The 24,339-nt window shown below is 74.7% G+C and carries 18 protein-coding genes and 1 pseudogene; 17 read left to right on the top strand and 2 right to left on the bottom strand.

Annotated features, from left to right (window positions below):
• Nucleotides 1-72: 72 nt before the first annotated feature.
• Entirely contained in the window at nt 73-1,953 is a 1,881-nt protein-coding gene (locus LG943_RS19300; RefSeq protein ID WP_270073722.1) for a DUF2075 domain-containing protein, read from the bottom strand.
• 186 nt (nt 1,954-2,139) lie between these two features.
• Here LG943_RS19300 and LG943_RS19295 point away from each other — a divergent pair, with 186 nt between their 5' ends.
• From LG943_RS19295 to LG943_RS19270, 6 genes are all read left to right on the top strand, one after another.
• On the top strand, nt 2,140-2,538 hold the full coding sequence (locus LG943_RS19295; protein ID WP_270073721.1) for a hypothetical protein: 399 nt from the start codon (nt 2,140-2,142) through the stop codon (nt 2,536-2,538).
• A gap of 3 nt (nt 2,539-2,541) precedes the next feature.
• The gene (locus tag LG943_RS19290) at nt 2,542-2,796 is read left to right on the top strand and encodes a helix-turn-helix transcriptional regulator (protein WP_270073720.1); all 255 of its coding nucleotides are present in this window, start codon (nt 2,542-2,544) and stop codon (nt 2,794-2,796) included.
• Nucleotides 2,797-2,822: 26 nt separating this feature from the next.
• Entirely contained in the window at nt 2,823-3,842 is a 1,020-nt protein-coding gene (locus LG943_RS19285) for an NAD(P)-dependent alcohol dehydrogenase (RefSeq protein ID WP_270073719.1), read from the top strand.
• 197 nt (nt 3,843-4,039) lie between these two features.
• Entirely contained in the window at nt 4,040-4,918 is an 879-nt protein-coding gene (locus LG943_RS19280; RefSeq protein ID WP_270073718.1) for an alpha/beta fold hydrolase, read from the top strand.
• Nucleotides 4,919-5,136: 218 nt separating this feature from the next.
• Complete coding sequence (locus LG943_RS19275; RefSeq protein ID WP_270073717.1) at nt 5,137-5,376, top strand: DUF6411 family protein; 240 nt, start codon at nt 5,137-5,139, stop codon at nt 5,374-5,376.
• A gap of 209 nt (nt 5,377-5,585) precedes the next feature.
• Nucleotides 5,586-6,416 carry an SAM-dependent methyltransferase gene (locus LG943_RS19270; protein WP_270073716.1) on the top strand — a complete coding sequence of 277 codons (831 nt, stop codon included), beginning with the start codon at nt 5,586-5,588 and terminating at the stop codon, nt 6,414-6,416.
• Between the two features lie 690 nt (nt 6,417-7,106).
• Here LG943_RS19270 and LG943_RS19265 read toward each other — a convergent pair.
• Nucleotides 7,107-7,745 carry a phosphoribosyltransferase gene (locus LG943_RS19265; RefSeq protein ID WP_270073715.1) on the bottom strand — a complete coding sequence of 213 codons (639 nt, stop codon included), beginning with the start codon at nt 7,743-7,745 and terminating at the stop codon, nt 7,107-7,109.
• Nucleotides 7,746-8,108: 363 nt separating this feature from the next.
• On the opposite strand from LG943_RS19265, the gene LG943_RS19260 reads away from it, so the two are divergent.
• From LG943_RS19260 to pdxA, 11 genes and pseudogenes are all read left to right on the top strand, one after another.
• Nucleotides 8,109-9,248, top strand: coding sequence for a carboxylate-amine ligase (locus LG943_RS19260; RefSeq protein ID WP_270073714.1), 1,140 nt, complete (start codon nt 8,109-8,111; stop codon nt 9,246-9,248).
• 53 nt (nt 9,249-9,301) lie between these two features.
• A pseudogene (locus tag LG943_RS19255) lies at nt 9,302-11,170 on the top strand (transketolase); the annotation flags it as partial.
• A 783-nt stretch (nt 11,171-11,953) separates the two neighbouring features.
• Nucleotides 11,954-13,354, top strand: coding sequence for a family 2B encapsulin nanocompartment shell protein (locus LG943_RS19250; RefSeq protein WP_270073713.1), 1,401 nt, complete (start codon nt 11,954-11,956; stop codon nt 13,352-13,354).
• Nucleotides 13,355-13,515: 161 nt separating this feature from the next.
• Complete coding sequence (locus LG943_RS19245; RefSeq protein WP_270073712.1) at nt 13,516-14,907, top strand: family 2B encapsulin nanocompartment shell protein; 1,392 nt, start codon at nt 13,516-13,518, stop codon at nt 14,905-14,907.
• A gap of 36 nt (nt 14,908-14,943) precedes the next feature.
• Entirely contained in the window at nt 14,944-15,984 is a 1,041-nt protein-coding gene (locus tag LG943_RS19240; RefSeq protein WP_270073711.1) for a family 2 encapsulin nanocompartment cargo protein polyprenyl transferase, read from the top strand.
• 39 nt (nt 15,985-16,023) lie between these two features.
• Complete coding sequence (gene ispH / locus LG943_RS19235; protein ID WP_270073710.1) at nt 16,024-17,355, top strand: 4-hydroxy-3-methylbut-2-enyl diphosphate reductase; 1,332 nt, start codon at nt 16,024-16,026, stop codon at nt 17,353-17,355.
• Entirely contained in the window at nt 17,352-19,139 is a 1,788-nt protein-coding gene (locus tag LG943_RS19230; RefSeq protein WP_270073709.1) for a 1-deoxy-D-xylulose-5-phosphate synthase, read from the top strand. The genes ispH and LG943_RS19230 overlap by 4 nt, the downstream gene beginning before the upstream one ends.
• A gap of 341 nt (nt 19,140-19,480) precedes the next feature.
• Nucleotides 19,481-20,266, top strand: a complete 786-nt coding sequence (locus LG943_RS19225) for a DeoR/GlpR family DNA-binding transcription regulator (protein WP_270073708.1) — start codon at nt 19,481-19,483, stop codon at nt 20,264-20,266.
• 19 nt (nt 20,267-20,285) lie between these two features.
• Nucleotides 20,286-21,686: a GntP family permease gene (locus LG943_RS19220; RefSeq protein ID WP_270073707.1), complete on the top strand. Its 1,401-nt coding sequence runs from the start codon at nt 20,286-20,288 to the stop codon at nt 21,684-21,686.
• Between the two features lie 9 nt (nt 21,687-21,695).
• Nucleotides 21,696-23,108, top strand: coding sequence for a four-carbon acid sugar kinase family protein (locus LG943_RS19215; protein WP_270073706.1), 1,413 nt, complete (start codon nt 21,696-21,698; stop codon nt 23,106-23,108).
• Nucleotides 23,109-23,184: 76 nt separating this feature from the next.
• Entirely contained in the window at nt 23,185-24,228 is a 1,044-nt protein-coding gene (gene pdxA, locus LG943_RS19210) for a 4-hydroxythreonine-4-phosphate dehydrogenase PdxA (RefSeq protein WP_270073705.1), read from the top strand.
• Nucleotides 24,229-24,339: the final 111 nt, after the last annotated feature.

The raw sequence follows: 24,339 nt of genomic DNA, 5'->3' as shown, positions 1-24,339 counted from the left end.
GAGAGATACCATCTCGCCGGCCGGGACGCTGCCCGGGAGGCTACGGTGGGGCGCCGGGGCGGCTGTGGTTTCCTACAGGTAGGGGACGCCCAGCTCTTCCGCGAAGAACCGGTTCGTGGTCGCGTCCGTTGAGTACAGGACGGCTCCCCGCATTCCGCGCGTGGCCAGGACGCGGTAGATGTTGCGGACGAGGCGATTGAAATCCGGTGCGTCGTTGACCTGGCCGTCCCGGTTCGCCCTCGGGTTCGCCCGCCAGCCCTGCGCGGTCCACACGAGATCGGGCCCGAAGATCACGCCGGCGTAGTCGTACTCGAAGCCTTGGGCCGAGTAGATGCATCCGATCTGGCCGAACCCGCCTTCCTCGGTGGCCCACAGCGACGACGTGGGAACCCCGTTGACCCGACGCGTGGCCCTGGAGTTCCAGGGGCGGTGCCAGTCGCCGATCTTCACGTCGACGGGCAGGCTGCCGTCGGCGCGCGGGGCTCCCCACCTCCAGCAGAAGCCGGCCGCGATCCGGGCGGTGTGCCCCTCGCGGATGCGTGCCGCCAGAAAGTCCTCCATCTCGGCAGGGGTCCGGGCGACGTGCAGTGAGAAGTCGTCCGGTTGCCGCCACCGCGCCAGGGGATGTTTGGGCTTGAGTTCCAGCAGGCGTTCGACCCAGGCGAGGAACTCCGGCGAACCTCCGCAGCGGAACTCGTGCCGCAGGTCGATCGTGTGGACGCCGGCCCCCAGTTCGCGCGCGGTCTCGGTGATGAGTTCGACCGATCCCGCCTCGCTCGGGCGGACCTTCTGGTGGTCGTCCAGTAGGAAGACGGGGACACGTGCCGCCCTGATGAGTTCCGCGACCTGCGAGGCCCTGGGCCCCCGGTCTGAGCGGAGGTCGGCGCGCAGGCGGTGGGCCTCGTCCGCGACAAGGACGTCGAGGTCGTTGGGCGCGGTGGCGGAGAAGTTGTTGAAGTACCGGAAGACCGCGCCGGCGCGGTTGTCCGCCGCGCCCACGTTCGTGCGCAGGGTCGTGGTGAAGGCCTTGCTTCCGGTGGCGTGGACCGCTCGCAGCCCCTGTCGGCTGGACTGCCGGAGCAGTTCCAGGGCGATCACGCTCTTGCCCGTCCCCGGTCCGCCCACGATGATGACGACCTCCTTGCGGTCGCCCTTCTTGCTCTTCGTGATCCTGGACCTGACGTAGTCGTAGGCCAGCCGCTGCTCGTCGAGCAGGGTGAACACCGTGCGCTTGCCGATCCCCTCGCTGACCGTGATCATCAGGCTCTCGGTGGGAATAACCGGGGCCTCCAGCAGGTCCCGGGCGTAGGCGTCCGCTTTCTCGGCCGACAGGTGCGCGCGCAGGAACCGCTCGAAGAGGACGTCCTCACCGAGGCCGTACATGCGGGCGTAGCCGCTCATCTCCTTGACCGCGCTAAGACCTTGGGCGGTCGGGGCGATGGCCTTCAGTACGTGTCTCTCGGCGTTGTGCATGTTGACGAGGCAGGTGACCTTCGCTTCGCGGAGGAGGGGGATGAAGTCGATCAGTACCTGCCGGTAGCCCCAGACCTGGTTGACGGGATGGAGGATGCCGCCTTTCTCCATGGCGCCCCTTCGCCAGCGGACAAGCTCGGAGTCCGGCTCCGGCCACACCTCCGACCACTGCTTGTTCTCGACGACCATCACCGCCATGCCGCCGTCGTCGGGGCGTGATCCGACGAGCACGACGTCCATCCGGATGTCGGTGATCGGGGTCTTCAGCTCAAGCAGGACGTGCACACCACCCAGCCCGGCCGCGACCAGGCGGTGGATGACCGTGGGGATGCTGCTGCGCCAGGACTTGTACTCGCTGCCTTCGGGGGCGTGGCCGCAGAGGTCCACGAAGTTCTTCCACATCCTCTTGAAGAGTTCGTCGTCAGGGAGGAGGGCGGCGATCTCGTCGGCGGATCCGTGGTAGAGGCAGCGCGAACCCACAGCGTCTGTTCCTTCCGCGGTGAGGTGGAGGGCTGGACGTTGGAGCCACGGTACAGCTCGCCGGTGACGTTTGGCGGTCGTCCGTGTGCTGCGGGCAAGGAAAGGGGCATGTAAAAGATAATTGACATCGTGTCGGATACGTTTTACCTTCGCCATGTCAGGTTTGTTTTACATGAAGGGGTGACGGTGTCCTACGAAGAGCGGCGGGTGTGGGTGTACGGCCTGGTGGCGCTGGTGGTGCCGGTCGGGTACTTCGGAGTGGTGCTGGCGCAGGTGCCGGGTGCGGATGTCGCGGACATCGGGTACGTGGTGCCGATGCTGGTCGCCATCGGGGTCGCCCTGCCGTTGAACATGCTGTTGGGGCCCAAGCGGCGCGCTCAGTCGGACGAGCGCGACGCGGCCGTCAACCGGCACGGCGAGCACATCGGCTTCTACGTCCTCGCCGCCGTCACCGCCGCCGCGCTCGGCCTCACCATGGCCGGGGTGCCGCACTTCTGGATCGCCAACGTCCTCTACCTGGGGTTCGTACTCAACGCGGTGACCGCCTCGGCCGTCAAGATCGTCGCCTACCGCCGGGGCCTGTGAACCGTGCCCAAACCCACCCGGATCACCAACTCCATCCGCGCGCTCCGCTTCGCCCACGGCGAGATGACGCAGGCGGCCCTGGCCGACCGCGTCGGCGTGACGCGCCAAACCATCATCGCCATCGAGCAGGGCCGGTACTCGCCCTCGCTGGAGACGGCGTTCCAGATCGCCCGCGTGTTCGGCGTCCCGGTCGACGAGGTGTTCCACTACCCCGACCCGGCAGACTCCGGCACCGGTATCGGCACCTCATCCACCTAGGCCGCCGCCGGCCGGAAAGGCGCGTCATGTCGCCGCAGCCCGCCCCCACCCCCGTACCCCTGCCCCCCGCGATGCGCGCCGTCGTCTGCCGGCGGTACGGGCCGCCCGACGTGCTCGACGTGGCGCGCGTGCCCGTGCCCCGCGCCGGCGACACCGACGTCCTCGTGCGCGTCGAGGCGACCACGGTCGACCGCGCCGACTCCGCGGCCCGCATGGGATCCCCAGTCCTCGCCCGCCTGGCCTTCGGGCTGCGCCGGCCCCGCAACCCCGTGCTCGGCAGCGCCGCCGCCGGCGTGGTCGCGGCCTGCGGAGAAGGGGTCGGCGACCTGCGCGTCGGGGACCGGGTCGTCGGCGTCACCGGCACCTCCTTCGGTGCCCACGCCGAGTACGTCGTCCTGGCGCGCGCGGGCGTGACCGCGCTGCCCCCCGCCGTCAGCGCCGAGTCCGCCGTCGCGATCGCCGACGGCGGACTGACCGCCCTGCCCTTCCTGCGCGACCACGCCCGCCTGCGCGCCGGCCAGCGCGTGCTCGTCAACGGCGCCTCCGGCTCGGTGGGCTCGGCCGCCGTGCAACTCGCCAAGCACCTCGGCGCGAGCGTCACCGGTGTCTGCGGCCCCACCAACACCGAGGTCGTGGCCGGCCTCGGCGCCGACGAGGTCATCGACCGCACCGCCGCCGACTTCACCCGCATCGCGCCCCGGGGCGGCTTTGACCTGGTCTTCGACGCGGTGGGCACCAGCAGCTTCACCCGCTGCCGCCCGCTGCTCAAGCCCGGCGGCGCCTACCTCACGCCCGTGCCCGGCGCGGCGGTCCTGCTCCAGACCGTCTGGACCGCCCGCTTGGGCCGCCACCGCGCCGCCGTGGCCTTCACCGGCCTGCGCCCGGTCGAGGCCCGCGCCGCCGACCTCGACCACCTCCTCGGACTGACCGCGACCGGCGCTCTGAAGGCCGTGATCGACAGCCGCTACCCGCTGGCCCAGGCGGCCCAGGCCCACCGGCGGGTGGACACCGGGCACAAGACCGGGGTGGTCGTGCTCACGGTCTGAGTGCACGGACGACGCGATCGCGCGCCGGCCAACATCCGTTCTGACCGGCCGCCCTGTCCGCCCGGCCGTGGCGGGTGGCCGCTGAGCCGGTTCCGACGACCCCACGCCCGCCCGCCCCCGGCGAAAACCGGTGGCCGGGCGGGCGTGCGGGTCGCTAGGGTCCGGGCTGCTCGAATCGGTGCAGGGGAGAGGTGGCCATGGGGGAGCGGTGGGTCGGCGAGCCCGACAGGACGGGGGGCGAGGTGCTGCCCGACGGTCGGGTCCTCGGGTGGGCCGAGTGGGGGGCGCCCGACGGCGTGCCGGTGCTGTTCTCCCCCGGAGCCGGCACGAGCCGGCGGCTGGGCTTCGGGGCCGACGCCGCCGGGCGGCTGGGGGTGCGGATCATCGCCGTCGACCGCCCCGGCCTGGGCGCCTCCACACCCGCCCCCGGGCGCGGGTTCGCCGACTTCGCCGCCGACATCGCCCGGCTCGCCGAGCGGCGCGGGCTCGGCCGGCCCGCCATGGTGGGCAACTCCCAGGGCGCGCCGTTCGCGCTGGCGTGCGCGGCCGCCGGGGCGGTGAGCGCCCTTGCGCTGGTCTCGGCCGCCGACGAGGTCGCGCATCCGGCCGTGCGGGCGCGCCTGCCCGAGGACTTCGGGCGGCTGGTCGACACCGCCGTCGCCGACCGCGAGGAGGCCGAGGCGCACCTCGCCGGGTTCACCGCCGAGGCCATGCGCGACATGGTGATGGCCGGCAGCCCCGACTCCGACCTGGCGGTCTACGCCGATCCCGGATTCGCCGCCGCCTACCGGGCGGCCCTGGAGGAGGGCTTCGCCCAGGGCGCCGCCGCCGGGTACGCGCGCGACACCGTCCTGGCCATGGGGCACTGGGCGATCGACCTCGACGCCGTCGCGGTGCCCGTCGACCTCTGGTACGGCGAGGAGGACCGCAGCCACTCGCCCGACCTGGGCGCCACGCTCACCGGCCGCATCCCCGGCGCGGTCCGGCACCTGGTGCCCGGCATCGGGGGAGCGGTGCTGTGGACCCACGCCGAACCCGTCCTGCGGCGGCTGCTCGACCGGCTCCGCGCCGGCTGAGGCGCCGGGGCGTCCCCGTCCGCCCGCCGGCGCCCCCGGCCGGCAGACCGGAGACTTCTGCGGATCGGGTATTTGCGCAGGTCAAGAGGGTGCGTGGTGGGGTGGGGGAGGGTGACGGCAGGGGGCTCCAAGGTTTGCGCATTACGGAACGGGTAGCCCGGTGACGCGAGGCAAAGAGCCGATCAGGTGGACGCAAGGACACCGGAAAGAAGGTCGGAATGGTTGTCGGGGTCATCATCGCCGCAGCGGTCCTGCTCGTTCTGGCGTTCCTGTTCCCCATGCTTTCGCGCTGGCCGGAGCGGGGGAGCAAGGACGTGCTGGGCGTGGGCCGGCGCGGCGCGAGCAAGGCCCCCGGACCGCTGGGCCGCTGGGCCGCCAAGCCGTTCTCCAGTTCGCAGCGGCTGCTCGGCAAGAGCGCCCGCGCCGGACGGCGGGGCCGGGGCAAGACGCCCTTCTAGACGCTTGCGGCACCCGAGGAGCCGCCCCCCAACGCTGACGCACAACCGGACAACGAACACTCGGAGGGCCGCCGGGCGACCGGCGGCCCTCCGGCGCGCGGGAGCGGGGACCGAAGGCCCGTGCCGGCGCGCGGAGGCGGTACTACGATGCCGAAGGCTCCGCCGCGGCGCGGGGCCACCGTCCCACCCCCGATGGGCAGGAGCACCCGATGAACCAGTCGCCGGAGTGGATGCGCGTGCGGGCCCCCAGCTCCCCGCCGCCCGAGATCGACTCCAGCGTGGCCCATCCCGCACGTGTCTGGGACTACTGGCTGGGCGGCCAGGACAACTTCGCGGCCGACCGCGAGACCGGCGACCGGATCCTCGCCGCCTTCCCCGACATGGTGGCCAACGCCCGCGCCGACCGGGAGTTCCTCGGGCGCGCGGTGCGCTACCTGGCGGGCCAGGCCGGGATGCGGCAGTTCCTCGACATCGGCACCGGGATCCCCGCCGCCGGCAACACCCACGAGATCGTCCAGGAGGTCGCCCCCGGGTCGCGGGTGGTCTACGTCGACAACGACCCGGTGGTGCTGGCCCACGCCCGCGCGCTGCTGGTGGGCGACGGCTCGGTCCGCACCGACTACGTCGACGCCGACCTGCGCGATCCCGAGGGGGTGCTGGCGGCGGCCGCCGCCACCCTCGACCTCGACCGCCCGGTGGCGGTCCTGCTGCTGGGCATCCTGGAGTTCGTCCCCGACGACGGCCAGGCCGCCGCGATCGTCCAGCGCCTACTGGCCGCCGTGCCCGGCGGCAGCCACATCGTCATCGCGCACTCCACCAACGAGGTGCACACCGCCGCGATGGAGGAGGCCGCGCGGCTGTGGAACGCCGGAGGCTCCACGCCCCTGCGGCTGCGCGACGCCGCCGGGCTGGAGCGGCTGCTGGCGGGCCTGGAGGTGGTGGACCCGGGCGTGGTGTCGTGCGCGCTGTGGCGGCCGGACCCCGCCGAGGACGAGCCGAGCCCGGTGGCGCAGTTCGGCGCGGTGGCCCGCAAGCCCTGAGCGGCCGGCCCGCACCGCCGCGCCGCGCGCGGCCCAGCGGCGGCTTCCCCGACCGCCGCTGCGGTGCCCCCGGCAGGGGGCGACCCTCCGGGGTGTCCCGGAGGGCCGTCGCGGAGCGGGGACGCGGGCTCAGCCCTGGTCGCCCTCCAGGAGGTCGAGGCGCCAGCCCTCGACCCACATGGACTCGTCGCTCATCAGGAGGCCGCCGAGGAGGCCGCCGGGAAGCTCATACATCGAGTTCTGCCTTTCTGGTCAGGTGACGGACGGCGGGCGACCCTCCGGAAGGGTCCGGAGGGCCGTCGCGCGTGACGGCGGGGGCTCAGCCCTGGTCGCCCTCGAGGAGGTCGAGGCGCCAGCCCTCGATCCACATGGACTCGTCGCTCAGGAGGAGGTCGAGGACGCCGGGAAGCTCGCTCATGTGCCACACCTTTCACTTTGGGTGATCGGACGGACACATGCTGGCACAGTCCCTGGTGGCTGCGCGACCCGTTGCGGCGGATCTGTGGACAACCGGTGGCCGCCCGGCGGCGCGCGCCCCCGGCCGGCCGCATCCGCGCATCCCCTGCCGGACCCCGCCCGGCCTGCGGCGATACCCTCGGCGGCGGCCCCTGCGCCCGCCCCGGGCGAGCTCCCGTCGCGCCGACCTGGAATTCCCGGTTCCGGGCGTGTCGCCGCCCGGCGCGGCCACCCCTAGCCCGGCGCCCGCTCCAGGAACGCCCGGACCTCGTCGTCCTCCACCTGCGGAAACGACGCGTACCACATACTCACCGCGCGGAAGTCCGGCGGGCTGTGCACGCACACCACCCGGTCGCAGACGTCGCCCAGCGCCCGCGCGGCGTCGGGCGAGCACACCGGCACCGCCAGGGTCAGCGACGCCGGCCCGCGCTCCCGCAGCGCCAGCAGGGCCGCCCGCGCGCTCATGCCCGTCGCCAGCCCGTCGTCGACCACCACCGCGTCGCGCCCCGCCGCCTCCGGGGCCGGCCGGGTGCCCCGGTAGGCCCGCACCCGGCGCCGCGCCTCGTCCTGCTCGGCCGCGGCCGTGCGCGCCAGCTCCACCGTGTCGGCGCCGGCCATCCGGCACAGCTCCGGGTCGATCACGGGCGCGCCTTCGGCGGTGACCGCGCCCACCGCCGTCTCGGGGTTGCGCGGCGTGGCGATCTTGCGCACCACCAGCACGTCCAGCCCCACCCCCAGCCGCGCCGCGACCGCCCAGCCCACGGGCACGCCGCCGCGCGGCAGCGCCAGCACCACGGGATCGGCCAGGTCCAGCTCGGCAACGCGCTCCGCCAGCAGTTCCCCGGCCTCGGCCCGGTCGCGAAAGACCCGCACGCCCCTCACCCCTCGCGTGTCGTCGGCGCGTCTTCGACCCGCCCCGCTACCCCCGCGCGCCCGCCGCCATGCGCCGGGCGGGGCGGGGCCCGGGCGGCGGTTAACCCCCGCACCGGGCGGGGTAGCCCATTGGAACAGCCGCTCGAATCACCACGAACCCACTCACAAGCCGCACGCCGCGCCCAGGTGCGGCGGCACGTCCGCCGCCCCCGCGGGCGGCGGACCGGCCGGGACCGCGATGGCGTTCCACCCCGCTCATCCGCCCGGCCGGCGGTCCAGGCAACCACCCCACTCCAGCGGAAACGGCGGTGATCCATGGCACGGGCACCACAGGGCGGCCCTCCGGCGACGGAGGCCCCCACCATGGGTGTCGAGGAGGAGTTCCTGCTCGTCGGCCGCGACGGCCTCCTCGCCCACGAGGGCCAGGAGGTCATCGCCGAGGCCGGCGACGGCCCGGCCGAACTGGTCGGCGAGTTCGCCCGCTGCCAGGTCGAGGCCGCCGGCCCCGTCTGCACCACCGGCGGCGAACTCCTCACCGAACTGCGCGCCGCGCGCCGCCGCCTCGGCGCCGCGGCGTCCCGGCGCGGCCTGCGCCTCCTCGCGGCGGGCGCCCCCGTCCTGGCCGAGCGCCAGGCCCCGCCTCTCAACCCCGCGCCCCGCTACACGCGCATCGCCGAGCACTTCGGCGGCCTGGCCAACCTGGCCGCCAGCAGTTGCGGCTGCCACGTCCACGTCGCCGTCCCCGACCCCGAGACCGCCACCCGCGTCATCAACCACCTCCGCCCCTGGCTGCCGTTCCTGCTCGCCCTCAGCGCCAACTCCCCCTACTGCGAGGGCACCGACACCGGGTACGCGAGCTGGCGCCACCAGCGCTGGTCGAACTGGCCCTCGGCCGGCCCGCCGCCGCACCTGGCCTCGGCCGCCCACTACGACGCCTGCGTCACCGAGCTGCTGCACACCGGCGCCGCCCTGGACCCCGGCATGCTCTACTGGGACATCCGCCGCTCGGCCCACCACCCCACCGTCGAGGTCCGCATCTGCGACATCCCGCAGACCGCCGAGGAGACCGCGCTGATCGCGGTGCTGGTGCGCGCCCTGGTGCGCGCCGCCCTCGACGACATCGCCGCCGACCGCCCCCCGCTCGCCCGCGAGCACACCACCCTGCGCGCCGACCTGTGGCACGCCGCCCGCGAGGGCTTCGCCGGCCGCTGCGCCGACCCGCTGGCCGCCGGCGCCGCCCGGCCCGCCCGCGACGTGGCCGAACGCGCCCTGGAGCGGCTGCGGCCCTACCTCGCCGACACCGGCGACCTCGCCCTGGCCGAGGAGGTGCTGGGCGCCCTCGGCGGCCCCGGCGGCGGCGCCGCCCGCCAGCGCGCCGCCTTCGCCGCGCGCGGCCGCCTCACCGACGTGGTCGACCACCTCGCCACCGCCACCCTCGACGGCCTGGTCCTGTCGGCCGCACCGCAGCCCCCTCCCGCGCATGCCCGCCCGGCCGGCGGGTAGGCGCACGGCGAGTTCGCCGACCCACGGCGCATTCGCCACACGAGAGGAGGACGCCGATGACCGACCGGCACCGGCTCACGGAACTGGCACAGCAACTGCGCGTCGACGCCGTGCGCGCCGCCGACGCCGCGGGCTCGGGACACCCGACCTCGTCCATGTCGGCGGCGGACCTGATCGCGGTGCTCGCCGCCGACCACCTGCGCTACGACTTCGACGCCCCCGACCACTCCGGCAACGACCACCTGATCTTCTCCAAGGGCCACGCCTCGCCGCTGCTGTATGCGCTGTACAAGGCGTGCGGGGCCATCACCGACGACGAGCTGCTGCGCTACCGCAAGCTCGGCAGCCCGCTGGAGGGCCACCCCACGCCGCGCCTGCCCTGGGTCGACGTGGCCACCGGCTCGCTGGGCCAGGGACTGCCCGTGGGCGCCGGGATCGCCCTGGCCGGCGCCCGGTTCGACCGGCTGCCCTACCGCGTGTGGGTGCTGTGCGGCGACAGCGAGCTGGCCGAGGGCTCGGTGTGGGAGGCGCTGGAGTACGCCGGCCAGGAGCGGCTGGCCAATCTCACCGCCATCCTCGACATCAACCGGCTGGGCCAGCGCGGCCCCACCCGCCACGGCTGGGACCTGGACGCCTACCGCCGCCGGGTCGCCGCCTTCGGCTGGCACACGGTCGAGGTCGACGGCCACGACCCCGAGGCGATCAGCGCCGCCTACCGTGAGGCGCGCGAGACCACCGACCGCCCCACCGCCGTCATCGCCCGCACCGTCAAGGGCCAGGGTGTCAGCGGTGTCGCCGACAAGGAGGGCGCCCACGGCAAGCCGGTGCCCGACGCAGAGGAGGCGATCGCCGAGTTGGGCGGCCGCCGCGACCTGCGCATCGAGGTGGCCCGGCCCACCAGCGGCGGGGCCTCCCAGCGCCCCGGCGGCACCCAGGTGGACCTGCCCGTCTACCAGCCGGGCGAGGAGGTCGCCACCCGCGACGCCTTCGGCAAGGCGGTGGCCGCGCTGGGCGACGGCCGCCCCGACGTGGTCGTGCTCGACGGCGAGGTGGCCGACTCCACCCGCACCAAGGCGTTCGCCGACGCCCACCCCGACCGGTTCGTGGAGCTGTACATCGCCGAGCAGCAGCTCGTGGCCACCGCCGTGGGCCTCCAGGTGCGCGGCTACACGCCTTATGCGGCCACGTTCGCGGCGTTCTTCTCGCGCGCCTACGACTTCGTGCGCATGGCCGCCGTCAGCGGGGCCGACATCAACCTGGTGGGCTCCCACGCGGGGGTCTCCATCGGCGAGGACGGCCCCTCGCAGATGGGCCTGGAGGACATCGCGTCGCTGCGCGCGGTGCACAACAGCGTCGTGCTGCACCCCTGCGACGCCAACTCCACCGCCCGGCTGACCGCGGGCATGGCCGAGCACCGCGGGGTGAGCTACCTGCGCACCCTGCGCGGCGAGACCCCGGTGCTCTACGGCCCCGACGAGGGGTTCCACATCGGCGGCAGCAAGGTGCTGCGGTCCTCCGCCGATGACCGGGCCACCGTGGTCGCGGCCGGGGCCACCGTGCACGAGGCGCTGGCCGCCGCCGACGCGCTGGCCGCCGACGGCATCGCGGTGCGGGTGATCGACGCCTACTCGATCAAGCCCGTGGACGCGGCCACGCTGCGCGCCGCCGCGCGCGAGACCGGGTGCGTGGTCACCGTGGAGGACCACTGGCCCGAAGGCGGGCTCGGCGACGCCGTCCTCGACGTGTTCGCCGACACCCGCACCATGCCGCGCACGATGAAGCTGGCGGTGTCGGGCATGCCGGCCTCGGCAACGCCCGAAGAGCAGCGGCGCGAGGCGGGCATCGACGCCGGCGCCGTCGAGGCGGCCGTGCGGGGGATCCTGCGCCAGGCGGAGACCGCGCCGGTGGCCGCCGGGGGCTGACCGGGCGCCGGTCCGGGCAGCGGCGGGCGGCGGCGGGGCGGGGCGCCTCGCCGCCGCCCGCCGCCGTGCGCGGCCGGGGCCGGGGTCGGACCGGTGCCGGCGCGAGGCTTTCGCGCCGGTGCGTCCCGCCGCGCCGCTTCCCGGCGCCGGCGGCCCCGGGTGCCCCCGGGTGTTCCCGCCGCCTCTCTTGTCTGTTTTACCGTTTTTAGACGTTTATCAAGGGATCCGCGAATAGCGGGGTCGCCGATTTCCGCTGTGCTTTTACGGCGCATTCCGCATGACCTTAACGAGGCCCGGGCGCCGCATTCCGCGCGATTCCCCGTGTTTCCGGGTGCGGCATTGAAGACGGTCCGCAACCGGGTCCGAAACCGCTTCCGCGCAGGTTGGCGATTCTTTTCCCGATTTTCCCGCGTGCCGTTGCTTCCGGTCCGAATTGGGGTCCTATGGAAAGTGGATGCGTGTGCGCCGGGAAAGTCGGTGGCCGCGCGGCATGCGGGAGTGATCCACGGGTACGTGGGGGCCGACCAGGCGTGCACGTGACGCAGGTGAACACGCGGCCTCTCGCGGGTCTCCCGGGAAAGGCGCCGCCTTTTCGGGGGTCCGTTCGGCCGGGTGGAGAAAACGGAAATAGATAGCGGACTGGGTCAGAATGCGTCTGGTTCCGCAATCCGGGTGGAATCGGTCGCCCGTGCACCCTGAACCCTCCGGTGGGGGCCGAACACCGATCGGAACACGACCGCCACAGCACCAACCCGCAGCAAAAAGGAATGGGTGGAACACACCATGACCGAGTCCGGTGTGGAGAACGGGCAGCAGCCGCTGAGTCTGAGTCCCGCTGCCGCGCGCAACCTCGCGACGACGACCAAGACCGTTCCCCAGATGCAGGGCATCACGTCCCGGTGGCTGCTGCGGCTGCTGCCCTGGGTCGAGGCCAAGGGCGGCGCCTACCGCGTCAACCGCCGGCTGACCTACACCGTGGGCGACGGCCGGGTCAGCTTCGTCAACACCGGGGCCGACGTCCGCGTCATCCCCCGCGAACTGGGCGAGCTGTCCCTGCTGCGCGGGTTCGAGGACGAGGAGGTGCTGTCGGCGCTGGCCGACCGCTTCGTGCAGGAGGAGTACCAGCCCGGCGACGTCATCGTGGAGCGCGACGCCCCCGCCGACCGCGTTTACCTGATCGCCCACGGCAAGGTCAACCAGATCGGCCAGGGCGAGTACGGCAACGACACCGTCCTGAGCACCCTGGTCGACGGCGACCACTTCGGCGTGCCCGCCCTGCTGGAGGAGGACAACACCTGGGACGCCACCGCCAAGGCCGTCACCCCCTGCACCGTGCTGAGCCTGCCGCGCTCGGAGTTCCAGCAGGTCGTGGACCAGTCCGAGGCGCTGGCCGGACACGTCGAGGAGGTCCGCAACCGCCCCGAGAACGAGGCCGACTCCGACGGCGAGGCCCGCATCGCGGTGGCGGCCGGCCACAGCGGCGAACCCGACCTCCCCGGCACGTTCGTCGACTACGAGGGCTCCCCGCGCGAGTACGAGCTGAGCGTGGCCCAGACCGTGCTGCGGGTGCACACCCGCGTCGCCGACCTCTACAACAACCCCATGAACCAGTTGGAGGAGCAGATCCGGCTGACCGTGGAGGCGCTGCGCGAGCGCCAGGAGGACGAACTGGTCAACAACCGAGAGTTCGGGCTGCTGCACAACGCCGACCTCAAGCAGCGCATCCCCACCCGCACCGGCCCGCCCACCCCCGACGACCTCGACGAACTCCTCAGCACGGTGTGGAAGGAGCCCGCGTTCATGCTCGCCCACCCCCGCGCCATCGCCGCCTTCGGCCGCGAGTGCACCCGGCGCGGGGTCTACCCCCAGAGCGTCGACGTCGAGGGCCACCGCGTGCCGGCCTGGCGGGGCGTGCCGATGTTCCCCTGCAACAAGATCCCGGTCAGCTCCACCCGCAGCACCTCGATCATGCTCATGCGCACCGGCCAGGAGAAGCAGGGCGTCGTGGGGCTGCACCAGACCGGCCTGCCCGACGAGTACCAGCCCGGCCTGTCGGTGCGGTTCATGGGCATCAACGACAAGGCGATCATGTCCTACCTGGTCAGCACCTACTACTCGGCCGCGGTGCTGGTGCCCGACGCCCTGGGCGTCCTGGAGAACGTCGAGATCGGCCGCGAGTCCTAGCCCCCGGCCCCCCGGCCGGCGCCCGGCCGCCGCCTCCCCCCGCGGCGGCCGGGCACGGTCGGGGCGGCGCCCCCGCCGGCGCCTCCGGCCCCCCCGGGGGCCCCCGCCGCGCCGGCCCGACCCCCGCAAACCGACACCTCACACGATGGGTGGTGCACACCATGACCGAGCCCGCCGCCGAGAACGGCCAGCCGCAACTGAGCCTCGGCACCGCCGCGGCGCGCAACCTCGCCTCGACCACCAAGACCCGCCCCCAGATGCAGGGCATCACCACCCGCTGGCTGCTGCGGGCGCTGCCCTGGGTCCAGGTCGAGGGCGGCGCCTACCGCGTCAACCGGCGGCTGACCTACACCCTCGGCGACGGCCGGGTCAGCTTCATCACCACCGGCTCCACCGTCGAGGTGGTCCCGCCTGAGCTGGCCGAACTCCCGCTGCTGCGCGGATTCGACGACGAGGAGGCGTTCCAGGCCCTGGCCGACCGCTTCGAGCAGCGCTCCTACTCCGCGGGCGACACCATCGTGGCCGCCGGCGCCCCCGCCGACCACGTGTACCTCCTGGCCCACGGCAAGGCCGGCGTCTACCGCACCGGCCCCTACGGCGACGACGCCGTGGTGGACCGACTGGTCGACGGCGACCACTTCGGCGACTCCGCCCTAGAGGAGGACCCCGGCACCGCCGACACCACCGTGCGCGCCCTCACCGACTGCACCGTGCTGGCGCTGCCCCGCGAGCGCTTCACCGAACTCCTGGAGCGCTCCGCGCCGCTGCGCACCCACGTCCAGGACGCCCGGTCCCGGCCCCGCAACCCCAGCAACCGCTACGGCGAGGCCGACATCGCGGTGGCGGCCGGCCACAGCGGCGAACCCGACCTCCCCGGCACCTTCGTGGACTACGAGGCCCGCCCGCGCGAGTACGAGCTGAGCGTGGCCCAGACCGTGCTGCGGGTGCACACCCGCGTGACCGACCTCTACAACCACCCGATGAACCAGTTGGAGGAGCAGGTCCGGCTGACCGTGGAGGCGCTGCGCGAGCGCCAGGAGCACGAACTCGTCAACAACCCCGACTTCGGGCTGCTGCACAACGCCGACCTCAAGCAGCGCATCCCCACCCGCACCGGCCCGCCCACCCCCGACGACCTCGACGAGCTGATCTCGCGCCGGCGCAAGACCCGGGTCATCCTGGCCCACCCGCGCGCCATCGCCGCCTTCGGCCGCGAGTGCAGCCGCCGCGGCGTCTACCCCGACTCCGTCCCGATGGACGGCCACACCGTCACCGGCTGGCGCGGGGTGCCCATCCTGCCCTGCGACAAGCTCGCCGTCAGCCCCTCGGGCAGCACCGCGATGCTGGCCATGCGCACCGGCCAGGAGGACCAGGGCGTGGTGGGGCTGCACCACGTCGGCCTGCCCGACGAGTACGAACCCGGCCTGTCCGTGCGCTTCATGGGCATCAGCGAGAAGGCCATCACCTCCTACCTGGTCACCACCTACTACTCCGCCGCGGTGCTGGTGCCCGACGCCCTGGGCGTCCTGGAGAACGTCGAGGTCGGGCACTAGGACGTGCCGTTTCCAACCGAAGGGATGGGGCGCCGCATGGCGACAGTCGAGGACACCACGGGAGCACGTCCGGCGGCGGAGGTCCTGGCCCGCGCCCGCGACATCGCGGGGCCGGCTGTGCGGGCGGCCGTGGAGACGCTGCCCCCCGCGCCGCGCGCGATCGCCGAGTACCACTTCGGCTGGCGCGACCAGGACGGCAATCCGGCGGGCGGTGGGGGCGGCAAGCTGTTCCGCCCCGCGCTGGCCCTGCTCGCCGCCGACGCGGTCGGCGGCACCTGGGAGGCGGCCGTCCCGGCGGCCGTGGCGGTGGAGCTGGTGCACAACTTCTCCCTGCTGCACGACGACGTGATGGACGGCGACACCACCCGCCGCCACCGCCCCACCGCCTGGAGCGTGTTCGGGGTGGGCGGGGCCATCCTGGCCGGCGACTCCCTGCTGGCGCTGGCCTTCGACGTGCTCGCCGCCAGCGGCCACCCCGCCGCCGACGACACCGTGCGCGGCCTCACCGCCACTGTGCAGCGCCTCATCGACGGCCAGAGCCGCGACATGGCCTTCGAGCGGCGCGGCGACGTCGTGCTGACCGAGTGCCGCGCCATGGCCGAGGCCAAGACCGGCGCCCTGCTGGGCAGCGCCTGCGAACTGGGCGCCGTCTTCGGCGGGGGCGGCGCCGAGCAGCGCGCCGACCTCCGCCGCTTCGGTGAGCTGCTGGGGCTCGCCTTCCAGATCGCCGACGACCTCCTCGGCATCTGGGGCGACCCCGCTGTCACCGGCAAACCCGTCCACTCCGACCTGCGCAACCGCAAGAAGTCGCTGCCGGTGGTCGCCGCGCTGTCCGGCGGCACCCCCCATGCCGCCGAACTCGCCGAACTGCTGGCCGCCGACCGCCCGCTGGACGGCGCCGAACTCGTCCGCGCCGCCGAACTCGTGGACCTGGCCGGCGGGCGGGCCTGGAGCGAGCGCGAGACCGCCGCGCTGCTGGAGACCGCGCTGGCCCGCCTGCGCTCGGCGGCCCCCGACCGCCGGGCCGCCGCCGAACTCGCCCTGCTGGCGCGGCTGGCCACCCGACGCGACCACTGACCACCGGGCCACCGGCCCAGCCGAGGAGGCATACCGCCCATGACCGACACATCCCCGAACGGCACCGTACATGTGCTGGCGGCGGGCGACCCCGGGCACGTGCCCGCCGGCGCCGTGCTCGTCGCCGACCGCCTCGTGCGGACCGACGGCGCCGCCCCCGCCGAGATCCCGTGCCCGGCCGCCGACCTGGTGGCCGGCGAGCTGCGCCGGCGCGGCGCGGCCGTGGTGCGCGGCCCGCTGCCGGTGGCCGCGCCCGGCGCCCTCGGCCCGCCCGGCGCCGCACCCGCCGCCGCGCCCGACGGCGCCGCCGCGGCCGTGCTCACCTGCACCGCCCCGCCCGCCGGCATCGGCCTGGTGCCCGGCCCCCTGGCCGCCGGCGGGCCCGACCCCGCCGACGCCGCGCGCGCCGCCTTCGCAGCCTGGCGGGCGGCGGCCGGCCCCACCCGCACTGTCCTGCTCGCCGCACCGCGCTCCTTCTGCGCCGGGGTCGAGCGCGCCGTGGAGATCGTGGAGCGGGCGCTGGCCCAGCGCGGCAGCCCGGTCTACGTGCGCAAGCAGATCGTGCACAACACCCACGTGGTCGCCGACCTGGAGTCCCGGGGCGCGGTGTTCGTGGACGAACTCTCGGCCGTGCCCGAGGGCGCCACCGTGGTGTTCTCCGCCCACGGCGTCTCGCCGGCCGTGCGCGCCGAGGCCGCCGACCGCGACCTTCGGGTGGTCGACGCCACCTGCCCGCTGGTCACCAAGGTCCACACCGAGGCCCGCCGCTACGCCGACCGCGGCGACACCGTGGTGCTGATCGGCCACGCCGGGCACGAGGAGGTCGAGGGCACCCTCGGCGAGGCGCCCGAGCGCACCGTCCTGGTCGAGACCCCCGCCGACGCCGCCGCCCTGGAGGTCCCCGACCCCCGCCGGGTGTCCTACCTGACCCAGACCACGCTGGCCGTGGACGAGACCGCCGAGGTGGTCGATGCGCTGCGCGCCCGCTTCCCCGACCTGCGCGGTCCCGCCTCCGCCGATATCTGCTACGCCACCACCAACCGCCAGGACGCCTTGCGCTCGATCGCCGAGGACGCCGACCTCGTGCTGGTGGTGGGCTCGCACAACTCCTCCAACTCCCAGCGCCTGGTCGAACTCGCCCGGCGCGGCGGCACCCCGGCCCACCTGGTGGACGACACCGGCGACATCCGCGCCGACTGGCTGGCCGGCGCCGCCACGGTCGGCCTGACCGCCGGCGCCTCGGCACCGCCCGGCCTGGTCGAGGCCGTGATCACCGCGCTGGGCGGGCTGGGCCGCGTGGCCGTGCGCGAACGCGAGACCACCCGCGAGACCGTGCGGTTCACCCTGCCCTCGGCGGTGAGGCGGCCATGAGCCCCGCCACCTCCGCCACTGGCGCGCACACCGCCGCCCTGGCGGCCATCACCGGCCCCGAGGACCTGCGCCGGCTGCCCGCCGAGGCGCTGCCCGACCTCGCCGACCAGATCCGCCGGTTCCTGGTCGAGACGGTCGCGCGCACCGGCGGGCACCTGGGCCCCAACCTGGGCGCGGTCGAGCTGACCATCGCGCTGCACCGGGTGTTCGACTCCGCGCGCGACGCCCTGGTCTTCGACACCGGCCACCAGACCTACGTCCACAAGATCCTCACCGGGCGCGCCGAGGCGTTCGCCACGCTGCGCCAGGAGGGCGGCCTCTCCGGCTACCCCTCGCGGGCGGAGTCGCGCCACGACCTCATCGAGAACTCCCACGCCTCCACCGCGCTGTCCTACGCCGACGGCCTGGCCAAGGCCGCCGCGCTGCGCGGGCCGGCCGGGCGGCGCGTGGTGGCCGTGGTCGGCGACGGCGCGCTGACCGGCGGCATGAGCTGGGAGGCGCTGAACAACCTGGGCGCGGCGCCGCACCGGCCGGTCGTGGTGGTGCTCAACGACAACGGCCGCTCCTACTCGCCCACGGTCGGCGGAATCGCCCGCCACCTGGCCGCGCTGCGCGGCGGGTCGGGCGCTACCACGGTCTTCGAGGGCCTCGGGCTGGCCTACCTCGGCCCGGTCGACGGCCACGACACCGCCGCCGTCGAGGACGCCCTGCGCGCCGCCGACGCGCTGGGCCGCCCGGTGGTGGTGCACTGCCTGACCCGCAAGGGCCGGGGGTACGCCCCGGCCGAGGCCGACGACAGCGACCACATGCACGCCGTGGGCGTGATCGACCCCGGCACCGGGCGCCCGGTGCGCCCCGGCGGCCCCACCTGGACCTCGGTCTTCGGCGAGGAGGTCACCGCGCTGGGCGCCGAGCGCCCCGACCTGGTGTGCGTGACCGGCGCCATGCGGCTGCCCGCCGGCCTGGGGCCGTTCGCCGAGCGCTTCCCCGACCGGGTCTACGACGTCGGGATCGCCGAGCAGCACGCGGTCACCTCGGCCGCCGGGCTGGCGCTGGGCGGGCTGCACCCGGTGGTGGCCGTCTACGCCGCGTTTTTGGGCCGGGCCGTGGACCAGGTGCTGACCGACGTCGCGCTGCACCGGCTGCCGGTGACCTTCGTGCTCGACCGCGCCGGGATCACCGGCCCCGACGGCGCCAGCCACCACGGCATGTGGGACGCCTCGCTGCTGCCGGTGGTGCCGGGGCTGGCGCTGGCCGCCCCGCGCGACTGCGCCCGGCTGCGCGAACTCCTGCGCGAGGCGGTCGGCACCGCCGACGGCCCCACCGCGCTGCGCTACCCCAAGGCGGCGGCGGGCCCCGACATCCCGACGGTGCGCCGGGCGGGCGGCTGCGACGTCTTGCGCGAGGACCCGAGCGCCCGGGTACTGCTGGTGGCGGTGGGGCCGATGGCCCAGCCCTGCCTGGAGGCGGCGGCCGACCTCGCCGCCGGCGGCGTGCCCACCGACGTGGTCGATCCGCGCTGGTGCGCGCCGCTGCCGGCGGGGCTGTGCGCGCTGGCCGAGGGCCGCGACCTGGTGGTCGCGGTCGAGGACACCTGCACCACCGGCGCGCTGGGCGGCCGGCTGGCCCAGGCGCTGGCGAACCGCCCGCGCCCGCCCCGGGTGCTCACCCAGGCGCTGCCGCCGCGCTTCCTGGCGCACGCCTCCCGCGACCGCCTGCTGGCCGAGGCCGGCCTGGACGCCGCCGGAATCGCCCGCCGCGTCCGCCGCCACCTGGCGGCCTGACCGCCCGCGGCCGGGCGGTCGCCCGGTCGGCGGTGGACCCGCGCGTTCAGGTGGCGCGCGGACCGTTGATCCGCGCGCGGCCGGCCCCCGGTTGGGGTGGTTTCCACGCTCTCCGGGGGCCGTCGGCGTGCGCGCCCGGCTGCCTCCGCCGCCTCGGCGCACCCCTCTCCCGAAACGGCAGGCCCGGCGCCGTACCGGTTTCCGGCGCGTTGGTGACGCGGTGCACACTCCCGACCCCGCTGCGCGTTTTAGTCAATTTTCCGGTCATCTGTTGCGCAACGTGAGCACATGGGTCATTATCTGGGAGTTAACTTGCGCGAAATGAGCACGTAGGAGTCAGGGTGCGCCATCAAGAGCTGCTCGACGCCGTCACCGACGGCGTCCAGCGGGTCGAGGACCTCGCCCGGGCACTCGGCATCAGCCCCTCCACCGTCCGGCGGGGCCTCGCCGAACTGGAGCAGGCCGGCAAGGTCGTGCGCACCCACGGCGGGGCCGTGCCCGCACCCGCGGGCGGGGAGCTGTCGTGGACCCAGAAGAGCCTGCGCCACGCCCCGGCCAAGCGGCGCATCGCCGCCTGCGCCGCCGACCTGGTCCAGGACGACCACGTGGTGCTGCTCGACGCGGGCAGCACGACCACGTTCATCGCCGAGCGGCTGGCCCAGCGGTCGGGACCGACCGTGGTCACCAGCGGGCTGGGGCCCATGACCGCGCTCCACGACGCCGAGGGGATCGAGCTGATCGTCATCGGCGGCCGGGTGCGGCGCCGGCGCGGCTCCATCGTGGGCGACTACGCCCGCGGCGTGCTCGACCGCATCACCGCCGACATCGCCTTCATCGGGGCCGACGGGATCGTCCCCGGCCGCGGCGTCAACTGCCCCAGCCCCGAACTGGCGGCGATGAAGGAACTCCAGATGCGCAGCGCGCGCACGGTCGTGGTGGTGGCCGACTCCAGCAAGGTGCGTGCCGAGGAGTACGCCTACTGGGCGGTCCTGCCCGGCCACTACGTCCTCCTCACCGACGACGGCATCAGCGCGGAGGACACCCGGCTCCTCGACGCCGACCCCGCGTGCGAACTCCGCGTCGTGGAGACGGCAGGCGGCCCCAACACGCCTGCGGCAACGGATTGACCCCACGAAAGGGGCGGACATGGAACTACACCTTCTCGCGGCGCTGATCATCGGCGTCGCCGCGGTCGTCGCGATCATCGTCTGGACGCGGTTGGACGCGTTCGTCGGCCTGCTGGCCGGCGCGCTGGTCACCGGTGTGATCGCCGGCGTGCCGGTCACCGAGCTGATCGAGCACATCACCACCGGCTTCGGCAACACCCTGGCCGGGATCGGCATCGTCATCGCCCTGGGCGTGATGATCGGCAAGGTGCTGGAGGAGAGCGGCGGCGCCGACGCGCTGGCGCGAATGTTCCTGAACATGGCCGGCAAGGGCCGCGAGGACGTCGCCATGACCGCCACCGGCGCGGTCGTGTCCGTCCCGGTGTTCTGCGACTCCGGATTCGTCATCCTGCACCCGCTGGCCCGCTCCCTGGCCCGGCGCTACGGCAAGCCCCTGGTCACCCTGTCGCTGGCGCTGGCCGGCGGGCTGTCCATCACCCACCACCTGGTGCCGCCCACCCCCGGCCCCCTCGCCGCCGTGGGCCTGCTCGGCGCCGACCTGGGCACCGTGATCCTGGCCGGCGGCCTGATGTCCATCGTGCTCATCCCCGTCGTGGTGGCCTACGCCCGCATCATGGGTCCGCGCCTGGAGAAGCAGCTCGACCCCGACCTCGTGCCCGAGATGGCCGCCGCCGGCACTTCCGGATCGGCCGGGGAGTCCGGCACCGGCTCCGCCGGGTCCGCCGGGACGGACGCCGAGCCCACCGCCCCCGAGCGCCCCCGCGTCAACCCGCTGGTGGCCGCGATCCCGCTGCTGCTGCCGCTGCTGCTGATCATCGGCAACACCGTCAGCACGGCCGTGGCCGAGGGCACCGCCCTGGCCGAGGTCTTCACCTTCATCGGCAACCCCGCCATCGCGCTGCTCATCGGCCTGGCGGTCGGCGTCTACGTGCTGCCCCGCCGCGGCACCCCCCGCAAGACCGTCATCGGCTGGCTGACCGCCGCCGCGGCCTCGGCCGGCATGATCGTCTTCATCACCGGCGCCGGCGGCGCCTTCGGCGAGGTCCTGCGCCAGTCCGGCGTGGGCGACGCGCTGGGCGAGGCCGTGGCCGGCTGGCCCGTGCCGATGTTCCTGATGCCGTTCATCATCGCCACCTTCGTGCGCCTGGCCCAGGGCTCGGGCACGGTCGCCATGATCACCGCCGCCACCCTCAGCGCCCCCGTCGTGCAGTCGGCCGGCATCGACCCCACGGTGGCGGTGCTCTCCGCCTGCGCCGGGTCGTTCGTCTTCTCCTACGTCAGCGACTCCTACTTCTGGGTGGTCACCCGCTTCACCGGGCTGACCGGGGGCGCCGCCGTGAAGATGTGGTCGGGCATGTCGACCGTGCTGTGGGCGGCCAGCCTGCCGCTGCTCGGCATCGCCGCGCTGATTCTGGGATAGGAGGACACCGTGGCCCACGTGCTCGTCGTCGCCGACGACCTCACCGGCGCCAACGCCACCGGCGCCCGCTTCGCGCGCGCCGGGATGCGGGTGGCCACCGTCGCCCCCGACCAGGCGGCGCGCGCGGCCCGCGACTACGACGTGGTCGTGACCAACCTCGACAGCCGGCACGTGCCGCCCGCCCGGGCGGCGCACCTGGTGGCCGAGGCGGTGGCGGCGGTGTGGCCCGTGGGCCTGGTGGTCAAGCGCACCGACACCACCCTGCGCGGCAACATCGGCGCCGAACTGGAGGCGGCCTGGCGGGCGGTCCGCGACCGGGTCGACCCCCGCGCGCGGGTGCGCGCCCTGTTCGCCCCGGCCTTCCCCGCCTCGGGCCGGGTCACCGTCGACGGCGTGCAGTTGCTCGACGGGCTGCCGCTGGAGCGCAGCGAGCTGGCCCTGGACCCGCTCAACCCCATGCGCACCAGCGTGGTCGCCGACATCGTCGCCGAGCAGACCGGCCTGGCCGTGCGCCACGTGCCGCTGCGCACGGTCACCCAGGGCACCCTGGCCACCGCGCTGGCGGCCGGCGAGGAGCCCGTCGTGCTGTGCGACGCGCTCACCGAGCAGCACCTGGCCGACATCGCCCAGGCCGCCGCCGAGGTCGCCCGCGAGCAGGACACCGTGTGGGTGGCGGTGGACCCCGGACCCACCGGGGCGCTGCTGGCCGACGCGCTGCGGCTGCGCGGCCGGGCGGCGGCGGCGGGCCCGCTGCTGGCGGTGGTGGGAAGCGCCACCGAGCTGACCCGCCGCCAGTTGGACGCGCTGGCGCGCACCGGCCCGGTCCGGTTCGTCGACGTCGACGCCGCCCGCCTGGCCTCGGCCGAGCCCGCCTACCGTGCCGAGGTGGCCGGGGAGGTTCTGGCCCACCTGGAGGAGGCGGAGTTCCCCGAACCGGTCGTGGTGCGCACCGCCGGCTCGGCCCGCGACGTGGTGGACCTGCCCGAGGCCGCCAAGCTCGCGCTGCCCGGACTGCTGGCGGCGCTGGTGGCCGACGTGGTGGCCCGCGCCGCGGGCACCGCCGTCCCCAGCGGCCTCTACACCAGCGGCGGCGAGGTCACCTCGGCCGTGCTGGAGGCGCTGGGCGTGCGCGCCTTCGAGGTGGGCGGCGAGGTCGTGCCGCTCGCCGTGCACGGCCGCCTCAGCGGCGGCCCGCTCGACGGCGTGCCGGTGGTCACCAAGGGCGGGCTCGTGGGCGACGACAGCACCCTGGTGGAGTGCTTCAACCGGCTGCGCCGCGCGGTCCAGGCGCGCATGCGCACGGTCGCCGCCGAGGTCGCCGAGCACCCCCCGCCCCCGGCGCGCCCCGCGCCCGCGTCCCCACCCCCCGCCGGGCCGGGCCAGGGCGCCCGACCGGCTCCGGCGCACCGCCGCGCCGGCTGAGCAGCACCGGCAGGAAAACGACGGCGCCCGGCCGCGCGCCCGCGCGGCCGGGCCGGCCAACTGGGAGGAACCCGAGATGTCCGAACGAACGCAGACCGCCCCCGGGCGCCCCGCCCTCGCGGTCACCGTGGGCGACCCCGTGGGGATCGGCCCCGAGATCACCGTGCGCACCCTCACCGAGGTCGGCGCCTCCGCGTCGGCCCGCGCCGTCGTGGTGGCCGACCCGGCCGTGCTGCGCCGCGCCGCCGCCGTGTGCGGCATCGACGTGGAGGTGCGCGCGCTGGACTCGTGGGACCTGCCCGCCGAGCAGGACGGCGTGATCGACTGCTTCGACATCGGCGTGCTGGGCGAGACCGAGCTGCCCTGGGGCGTGGTCGACAAGCGGGCCGGCGAGGCCGCCGTGCGCGCGATCGAGGTGGCCACCGGCGCGGCGATGGAGGGCGGCGTCGCCGGGATCGTCACCGGCCCCATCAACAAGGAGGCCATCTGGGCGGCGGGCAGCGAGCACCTGGGCCACACCGAGATGCTGGGCGCGCTCACCGGGGTCACCCGGCAGAACACCATGTTCGTGGTGCGCGGCAAGAAGATCTTCTTCGCCACCCGGCACGTGTCGCTGCGCACGGCGCTGGACCAGGTCAGCGTCGAGCACCAGGTCAAGAGCATCGAGGAGGCGCTGACGGCGCTGCGGGTGTTCGGCCACGACAACCCGCGCCTGGCCGTGGCCGCCATCAACCCCCACGGCGGCGAGAACGGCGCGTTCGGCCGCGAGGAGATCGACCACCTGGCCCCGGCGGTGGAGCGGGTGCGCGCCACCGGTGCCGACGTGTCCGGGCCGGTGCCCGCCGACTCGGTGTTCCACCAACTGCTCCAGGACCGCTACGACGGCGTGCTCTCCCAATACCACGACCAGGGGCACATCGCCGCCAAGACCTTCGACTTCGACGGCACGATCTCGGTCACCGTGGGGCTGCCGATCCTGCGCACCTCGGTGGACCACGGCACCGCCTTCGACATCGCGGGCACCGGCAAGGCCAACCCGGGCACCATGCGCTCGGCTTTCCTGCACGCCTGCGAGTTCTCCCACTACGCCGACCGCATCCGCGCCGAGTACGGCTCCTAGCCGCACCCGCGCCCCCGCGCCCTCCCCCCAGGGGCGCACGCGCGCCGGTGTCCGTCCGCCGGCCGCGCGTGCGCCCGCAGGCTTCGAGGCGCCCCCGCACCCCGCCCGCCG

Origin of the sequence: Streptomonospora mangrovi (genome assembly GCF_027604915.1) — a bacterium.
GTDB classification, from domain to species: domain Bacteria; phylum Actinomycetota; class Actinomycetes; order Streptosporangiales; family Streptosporangiaceae; genus Streptomonospora; species Streptomonospora mangrovi.
This window is presented reverse-complemented; position numbering and strand designations above follow the sequence as displayed.

Bases quoted from the DNA above. Each gene is read 5' to 3' on its own strand.
- LG943_RS19285 (WP_270073719.1), top strand. From the start codon at position 2,823: ATGTCGCCGCAGCCCGCCCCCACCCCCGTACCCCTGCCCCCCGCGATG.
- LG943_RS19280 (WP_270073718.1), top strand. From the start codon at position 4,040: ATGGGGGAGCGGTGGGTCGGCGAGCCCGACAGGACGGGGGGCGAGGTG.
- LG943_RS19275 (WP_270073717.1), top strand. From the start codon at position 5,137: ATGGTTGTCGGGGTCATCATCGCCGCAGCGGTCCTGCTCGTTCTGGCG.
- LG943_RS19270 (WP_270073716.1), top strand. From the start codon at position 5,586: ATGAACCAGTCGCCGGAGTGGATGCGCGTGCGGGCCCCCAGCTCCCCG.
- LG943_RS19260 (WP_270073714.1), top strand. From the start codon at position 8,109: ATGGGTGTCGAGGAGGAGTTCCTGCTCGTCGGCCGCGACGGCCTCCTC.
- LG943_RS19250 (WP_270073713.1), top strand. From the start codon at position 11,954: ATGACCGAGTCCGGTGTGGAGAACGGGCAGCAGCCGCTGAGTCTGAGT.
- LG943_RS19245 (WP_270073712.1), top strand. From the start codon at position 13,516: ATGACCGAGCCCGCCGCCGAGAACGGCCAGCCGCAACTGAGCCTCGGC.
- LG943_RS19240 (WP_270073711.1), top strand. From the start codon at position 14,944: ATGGCGACAGTCGAGGACACCACGGGAGCACGTCCGGCGGCGGAGGTC.
- ispH (WP_270073710.1), top strand. From the start codon at position 16,024: ATGACCGACACATCCCCGAACGGCACCGTACATGTGCTGGCGGCGGGC.
- LG943_RS19230 (WP_270073709.1), top strand. From the start codon at position 17,352: ATGAGCCCCGCCACCTCCGCCACTGGCGCGCACACCGCCGCCCTGGCG.
- LG943_RS19220 (WP_270073707.1), top strand. From the start codon at position 20,286: ATGGAACTACACCTTCTCGCGGCGCTGATCATCGGCGTCGCCGCGGTC.
- pdxA (WP_270073705.1), top strand. From the start codon at position 23,185: ATGTCCGAACGAACGCAGACCGCCCCCGGGCGCCCCGCCCTCGCGGTC.